This is a genomic window from Lonsdalea iberica (genome assembly GCF_002111585.1).
In the GTDB taxonomy this organism is placed as follows: Bacteria; Pseudomonadota; Gammaproteobacteria; order Enterobacterales; family Enterobacteriaceae; genus Lonsdalea; species Lonsdalea iberica.
The window spans coordinates 1-2,080 of record NZ_LUTP01000094.1 but is presented as its reverse complement, the minus strand read 5'-3'; the positions used below and the strand labels follow the sequence as shown (position 1 = coordinate 2,080).

1 protein-coding gene and 2 pseudogenes are annotated in these 2,080 nt (G+C 44.0%); all 3 read left to right on the top strand.

Annotated features, from left to right (window positions below; genetic code table 11):
• Positions 1-625: pseudogene (locus AU511_RS16705) on the top strand (hypothetical protein); the annotation flags it as partial.
• Positions 622-1,107, top strand: coding sequence for a hypothetical protein (locus tag AU511_RS16700; protein ID WP_094110349.1), 486 nt, complete (start codon positions 622-624; stop codon positions 1,105-1,107). The pseudogene AU511_RS16705 and the gene AU511_RS16700, both read left to right, overlap by 4 nt.
• A 93-nt stretch (positions 1,108-1,200) precedes the next feature.
• Positions 1,201-2,080: pseudogene (locus tag AU511_RS16690) on the top strand (IS3 family transposase); the annotation flags it as partial.

Below are 2,080 nucleotides of genomic sequence, written 5' to 3'. Positions count from 1 at the left end.
GGACAAGGCGACAGCGGAGCAGTATGTCTCGACCTATGACGGGATAAAGATTGTTGCTGCTTCGATGACGCCTGTAATAGGTTCGGCAGCAGCCAGTAAGATGGAGGCGCTGGCTGCTAAACAACGGTTGTCTAATAGTTTTGAGGTTAGCTCACTTCCAGATGCTAATGGGAAAAATCACATCACTGCTGTAAAAGGTGATGCGAAAATACCTGTCGATAAGATTGAACTATATATGCGTGGAAAAGCTTCTGGTGACCTTGAGTCTTTGCAAAAAGAATATAATTCTTTAAAAGATGTAAAAATTAGCAGCCAAAAAGAATTTGCAAAAGACCCAAATAATGCGAAAAAGATGGAAACGCTAGAAAAACAAATCCATAATATTGAGCGCTCTCAAGATATGGCTCGTGTATTAGATCAAGCAGGTATAGTGAATACTGTTAGTAATAACAGCATGATAATGGATAAGTTATTGGACTCTGCGCAGGGTGCTACGTCTGCAAATAGACAAACATCTGTTGTTGTATCAGGATCTAACGGTAACGTAAGGGTTTATGCTACATGGACAATATTACCTGATGGCACGCAAAGACTTTCAACTGTTAATACGGGAGCATTCAAATGATAAAGGTGAATAGTACCGAAAAAAATATTGAAGGTTTGGAAAACTACTTGACTAATGGCTATGTAGAGCCTGATTCCTTTAATGATCCAGAGGATGATGCATTAGAGTGCCTCAGTGATTTATTCGTTAAAGACCAGGAGTGTTGTCTGTTTTTTTGTAAAAAAATAATTAATTCAAATAATATTGATGGTGTTTTTATTAAAGGTTCGGCACTAAATTTTTTATTGTTGTCAGAGCAGTGGTCTTACGCCTTTGAGTATTTAAAAGGTAATGCATACAATATAACTATTGCAGAGCTTGGAAAAGCGCTGTTCTATTTTTACTGTGCAAAAAATGAGACAGATCCTTATCCCGTACCAGAAGGTTTATTCAAAAAGCTAATGGACAGATATGAGGAATTAAAAGATGATCCCGATGCGAAATTCTATCATCTTCATGAAACGTATAACGATTTTTTAAAGGCTTACTCGTTGAATAATTAGAAAAACCCCGGCCCCTAAAACTGAAGTGGTTTACTGAATTTGGCCACCTGAACAGAGGTGATATGCTCACCTCAGAACAACACAGGTGCACCAATGAAAAGAAGAAATTTTAGTCCTGAATTCAAACGCGAATCAGCTCAGCTGGTTGTCGACCAAAATTACACCGTCTCTGACGCTGCTAAGGCAATGGATGTTGGTCTTTCCACGATGACGAAATGGGTCAAACAACTGCGTGATGAGCGTCAGGGCAAAACGCCAAAAGCATCCCCGATAACGCCGGAACAAATCGAAATACGTGAGCTAAAGAAAAAGCTGCAACGTATTGAAATGGAAAACGATATTCTAAAAAAGGCTACCGCGCTCTTGATGTCAGACTCCCTGAACAGTTCTCGTTAATCGGGAAACTCAGGGCGCGTTATCCAGTGGCCACACTCTGCCACGTATTCAGGGTTCATCGCAGTAGCTACAAATACTGGAAAAACCGTCCTGAAAAGCCAGACGGCAGACGGGCTGTATTACGCAGTCAGGTACTTGAGTTGCATGGCATCAGCCACGGTTCGGCCGGAGCAAGAAGCATCGCCACCATGGTAACCCAGAGAGGCTATCAGATGGGGCGCTGGCTTGCCGGCAGGCTCATGAAAGAGCTGGGGCTGGTCAGTTGCCAGCAGCCGACTCACCGGTATAAGCGTGGCGGTTATGAGCACGTTGCCATCCCGAATCATCTTGAGCGACAGTTCGCCGTAACGGAGCCAAACCAGGTGTGGTGCGGTGATGTGACCTATATCTGGACGGGTAAGCGCTGGGCGTACCTCGCCGTTGTTCTCGATCTGTTCGCAAGAAAACCAGTGGGCTGGGCAATGTCGTTCTCGCCGGACAGCAGACTTACCATGAAAGCGCTGGAAATGGCATGGGAAACGCGTGGTAAGCCCGTCGGAGTGATGTTCCACAGCGATCAAGGCAGTCATTATACGAG

What these genes read in the sequence shown, in the direction of transcription:
- AU511_RS16700 (WP_094110349.1), top strand. Translation starts at nt 622, where the DNA reads ATGATAAAGGTGAATAGTACCGAAAAAAATATTGAAGGTTTGGAAAAC.